At 41.6% G+C, this 5,069-nt stretch carries 6 protein-coding genes and 1 pseudogene; 3 read left to right on the forward strand and 4 right to left on the reverse strand.

The window, feature by feature from the left end:
* Positions 1 to 153 precede the first annotated feature (153 nt).
* Positions 154 to 570: pseudogene (locus tag RMO35_RS15455) on the forward strand (DUF6232 family protein); the annotation flags it as partial.
* 195 nt (positions 571 to 765) lie between these two features.
* On the opposite strand, the gene RMO35_RS15460 reads toward RMO35_RS15455, so the two are convergent.
* The 4 genes from RMO35_RS15460 to RMO35_RS15475 form a co-directional block, all read right to left on the reverse strand.
* A complete protein-coding gene (locus RMO35_RS15460; protein ID WP_309742216.1) occupies positions 766 to 906 on the reverse strand; it encodes a hypothetical protein in 141 nt (46 codons plus the stop codon).
* A gap of 14 nt (positions 907 to 920) precedes the next feature.
* Complete coding sequence (locus RMO35_RS15465; RefSeq protein ID WP_309742217.1) at positions 921 to 1,160, reverse strand: DUF433 domain-containing protein; 240 nt, start codon at positions 1,158 to 1,160, stop codon at positions 921 to 923.
* 65 nt (positions 1,161 to 1,225) lie between these two features.
* Entirely contained in the window at positions 1,226 to 1,552 is a 327-nt protein-coding gene (locus tag RMO35_RS15470; RefSeq protein ID WP_309742218.1) for an XRE family transcriptional regulator, read from the reverse strand.
* A gap of 53 nt (positions 1,553 to 1,605) precedes the next feature.
* On the reverse strand, positions 1,606 to 1,833 hold the full coding sequence (locus RMO35_RS15475) for a helix-turn-helix transcriptional regulator (RefSeq protein WP_309742219.1): 228 nt from the start codon (positions 1,831 to 1,833) through the stop codon (positions 1,606 to 1,608).
* A 100-nt stretch (positions 1,834 to 1,933) separates the two neighbouring features.
* Here RMO35_RS15475 and RMO35_RS15480 point away from each other — a divergent pair, with 100 nt between their 5' ends.
* Together RMO35_RS15480 and RMO35_RS15485 are read left to right on the forward strand one after the other, a co-directional pair.
* A complete protein-coding gene (locus RMO35_RS15480; RefSeq protein ID WP_309742220.1) occupies positions 1,934 to 2,095 on the forward strand; it encodes a hypothetical protein in 162 nt (53 codons plus the stop codon).
* Between the two features lie 855 nt (positions 2,096 to 2,950).
* Positions 2,951 to 3,853 (forward strand): restriction endonuclease, encoded by a 903-nt coding sequence (locus RMO35_RS15485; protein ID WP_309742221.1) that lies wholly within the window; start codon positions 2,951 to 2,953, stop codon positions 3,851 to 3,853.
* The last annotated feature ends 1,216 nt before the right edge of the window (positions 3,854 to 5,069 follow it).

Here is a 5,069-nt window from a genome sequence, read left to right on the forward strand (position 1 = left end):
TTACATTGCGGAGTCGGTGCGGACGGGTTCCCCGTCCATGCAACCGACCCAAGCACAGGACATTCCATCATTCTACCTCCTCTACTGGCTGCTGATTTCTACTCTCGATCGCTGTTAATCATACCTTAATCCAGCAACGCCAGAAAGACATATGCTATTTCACACATTGTCTCAATTGAAACTAAGAATCTAACCTGGTCTGCAAAGCTAGTAGGATTGGGCGGTTGGTCGTTGATTGCATCGTTAATTGCTGCCTATTTTGATAAGCAACAATTAACGACAGTCATCTATAACGCCGCTATTTTCAACATCACTTTTAGTATTCCATTGATTGTAGCTGGAGTGGTATGGACATTTATGCAGAAAGTAACTCACACCATATTCATCAAAACTTCTAATGGTGAAACAATAAAAATTAAAGCCGAAGAAGAAACTACGATTACAGAGATCGACAGTGCAATTAAAAAAGCGATTGTGTCACAGAGCGTAGGGAGATCGAGTGAAATAATTAGAGAAATTATCGAAGCTTGCGTGTCACCTAACAGCGACCGAGAAAAAATATTGAATTAAATGCCCAAAGTCAAAATAGGGTAGGCACTGTCCACCACTTAAATTTCAGCTAATTTCTAGATCTATATTTATATGCTTTGTGCTATTTCTGCCCGATCTGTTGTCACCAAAATGTGATAGTAATAAGCTTGAATTATATCAAATCAATTCGATCGCATTGTGAACTCGATCGAATATCATTGGTTAAGATCGATCTTAGCTAACTGATAGATTTCTCTTTTTAGCTTGAATGCGTTGCAATTTTTGTTGACGAATGACTAATGTTTTAGCTGTATCGATAATTTCTAACAGTTGCTTTTGAAGATCGTCATCAATGAGTGTAAGCGCTCCAGTCATAAGCATAGTGAGGGTTAAACAAGCCTGTCGATAGTTTCTAAAACTTGAATCGCGGGAATCTTTAGGTGTGGGAAATCTTCTGAAAATTCGTTAAAACCCTCCTCACCTTCAAGATAATCAAATAGAGTTTGGAGCGGTATACGAGTACCTATAAATACAGGAGTACCCGTCATAATATCTGGATCGCTATGCACGATCTGCCGATTTAGGAGGGTATCCGATAGAGAATCACTTATTCTTTTGTGAATGTTCATTTTACTTTACATTTAGTGTGAGAGTGTGAAAATTTAATTGTATTCTATAATTGGATATTTTATAACTACAATAATACTAATGTCTCACTCGATTCATTTGTGAGATTTCGATCTTGGATATATAGTGTAACCTTGGCATCTAGTCGTTTGAGAAAATTAATTAATTTACCATCACTAAAACGTTGAAACTCACCATTCATTAAATGAGATACTTCTGGCTGAGAGATACCTAAAAGTTCTCCAATTTCTCGCTGTTTTAAATTACGTCTATTCAACAGACGGATGACTTGGACACCAATTTTACCGCTAGTAAATAGTTCATCAGCATCATCTAATTCTAGATCGGCAAATACATTGCCACTGCCATCTATGGATTTAGGTTCTGTATTCATTGCTTTGCCCTCTCTATGGCATCTTTATAACGTTGTTCGATCGATCCGGCAACTCATGAATTTCCCCTACTCTGGATTTCGGCAGTTGTTGAAGCTGATTCGTCTTCTGTGTCGAAACAGCTAATCACCTCCAGGATGGGAATCCCCGTAAATCTCGATAATTTAATCAGCTTACCAATCGGTGCGTTATCAGTCCATCTAGAAATAGTCTGACGATCGACATCGATCGCGGAAGCTACAGCCGAAAGCCGGAACCCACGTCTTCTAATTAATTCGTTCAATACCTTACCTCCATTGCTCATTAGCCTATGTTGGCTACTTCAAGTACATCCTAGCGAGATTAATAAATCTCTTAAAGTGGATAATCGAGTCACCCCAGAAATGTCCCAAATTCTGGATGAGGTTGAATTGCAATGGCTCGAACCCAAATCCGCGCCGATTACCGCTACCGCCCAATCCCTCTCCAAGTTCGACGATAAGCCTTCCTTTTGGATCTGGCTGCTAGCATTTATCTCTCACTCGAATCGTCGCTCTCGATCTTAACCCTCACTTTTTTTGCTCGAATCCTCACTTTCGATCGCGCTTGCGAGTAGTTTCGAGATCGTCCTCACTCACTCACTATCTTTCGAGCGATTTTTTTCAATTTGTCGCAAACTTTATTACTGCATAAACAAACACGTTTGTTTTTTTGTGCATACGCTAGTATGAATTCACAACGCTTACTGAAATTGAATGTATTTACAAAAAATAACTACGCTTTTAAAAATTAAACATACTCTTAGAATAATTAAATTGAAGTTTTTCGAGCTAATCTGATTTGCTCAACACCACCTAACCCAAAAAATCAATAACTAACAGGCATAGTTGCAATATTTTCACGACAATAAAATACATGCTGATTTCCAGGCGCGATCGTGTGTTAATTGCAGGCTTAGTAAAAACCACAGGCGCTCGGGCTTGAACCGATCGAGCAAAAGGTCGGCCAATTCCTGTAGTAGTTGCCTCTACCTCAGAAATGTTTTGCCACGAGTCAAGAGTGCGATCGAGAGTATTTCTACTGGTGAGTGCCAAGGAAACCGAACATGGTAGTTATTGCTTTCTGGCTGCTGTGCCGCGATCGTCCCGAATGTATCCCCTGCCTATTCGATCGAAAACCCAATGGTTCGGATTGTTCGATTGATACCAAAGCACACACCAACAAAGATCCTTTCAGAGCTATCTATTTTCGCCGTGAGGGCTATCGATTCAGTTGGTATGTGGAACACAGGCATAAATGGGGTTTCGCAGCTAAATCAGTCCATTTAGCGATGGATATGCGGATCGATCGAACTCGAAAAACATTCAATTACGTCCAGAAAAGGGGGAATGATAACTCTTGAGTATGTTTTATCGTTTTCCATGTCTATCCCCGATTTCCAGTCAATTATGCTGCCCCTCATCGAACTTGCTAGCGATGGCAAAGAGCATAAATTATCCGAGACAATTGAGCATCTAGCAGCTACCCACTTTAATCTCACCGACACCGAACGCAAAGAACTACTGCCATCTGGCAAACAAGCAAGATTTGACAACCGCGTTGGTTGGGCGGTTACATACCTCAAAAAAGCAGGCTTACTGGCTTATCCCGCTCGTGGCAAGTTTCAGATTACCCCCAGAGGCTTAGATATCCTCACCCAGAAACCATCTCGAATTGATGTTAAGTACCTCAAGCAATTCCCTGAATGCCTGGATTTTATCGGTGCCGCTACTTCTCCTGCTACTGAAACCTCCAGTTCCCCACTAGAACAAACCCCCGACGAGACGATCGAATCAGCCTATCGCCAACTCCGCCAGAATCTCGCCCAAGAACTCCTAGAACGGATTAAAACAGCCTCTCCAGCCTTCTTCGAGCAACTAGTAATCGAACTTTTGGTCAAAATGGGTTACGGGGGTTCTCTAGTAGATGCAGGGATGGCAATTGGCAAGACAGGGGACGAAGGAATCGATGGAATTATTAAGGAAGACAGGCTCGGTTTGGATGCGATCTATATCCAAGCAAAACGCTGGAATAATACCGTCGGTCGCCCTGAAATTCAACAGTTTGTCGGTGCCTTAGCGGGTAAGGGTGCGCGCAAAGGCATCTTCATTACGACCTCAAAGTTCTCAGAACAAGCCAAGTCTTATTTACCTGCGAATGTGAAGGTCGTCCTCATCGACGGGGCACAGCTAGCCGAATACGCGATTGAGGTAAATCTCGGTGTTTCAGTTGTGTCTGAATATCAAATCAAACGTCTGGATTTGGATTATTTTGATGGTGAATAGTTGAAGGTGTTTTTGCGATCGAGTGCATTAATCATTCGATAGTTATCGTGCTGAAAATTAGATGAGAATTTGGAACGTTGTCGTTGGCGTAGCCTACCGTAGGTAAGCCAGCCATCCAGGTTCGATCGGGGGATGAATTAAGGATGTGAAAAGAAACATTATCACACCCTTGTTATTTTAAAACCAGTGCTAGCAACATTTGCACGCACCAATACAATCTTACTGTCCCTGCTATAAATCCCAGCAAATTATCCGATTAATCGTCCGCGCCTACCGCAAATCAAGTCAAACCTCAAAAAAGATTGCCTGAACATTGATGAGATCGCTCGGAAAATTATCTAAACTGCGACTGCAACAGATAATCTCGCTTTTGCTCACTTAGCTACACTCATTGCCAGTCATTAGTTAGATTCTCAAACAGCAGATGTTCGTTCGTAGCGGTGAGATATCAGTAGCTCTGGCTCGATTTTTCATTAACTAGAAGCCGGAATTGAGGAGGCGATCTCAGATAGGTGGGGATGGTTGAGGTACCGATAAGTGTATTTATCGGTACCTCAACCATCCCAGTGTCTCCCTCGATCTAATTTAATCCCCCTCAATGCGGAAGGAAGCTCGCTCCCTAGACATGTCTTTTAAACGTCCTCTCCTCTCAAGGATTCAACATCGGGGGTCTGGTTATATCGCCCGAGGTATAGCACCTTATTAAAAAACAGCTTTATAAAATGAATAGCTATGCAAGAAAAATAAATGCTGCTAAAAATTAGCAATGATTATAAAAATACACATACATATTTGGAAATTATAAATATTTTAAATTATTTGAGCAAATGAGCGGACTTTGGTAGAGAATGGAATCCACTCTACACGAACACAGAGATCGCCGTGGAGGTATGAAAGTGAGAGTAGGTACCATATGGCTATTTGTCGCGACGGTGGTGGATTGGGAGGAGCCAGTAGAACCAAAGGTCGCGTGGCAAGTCGGTAAAAATTAGAGACCTAATAGAAATTGCTGAATATTGAAAAAAATAGATGTTTTGATACTAATGCCAACTCAGCAAGAGCAATTATTTGTACGATTAAAGAATAATTACTTATAGGTGCGGAGCGAGAGCCAGATGCCCACAACCACAAACGAGCAGCAGGCTCAACCAATTGTCGAAATCGACTGCGACGCATTGATTGGCGTCTTTACCAACTTTTTGCAATTTGATGTTGC

The organism is Chamaesiphon sp. OTE_20_metabat_361, assembly GCF_031364565.1.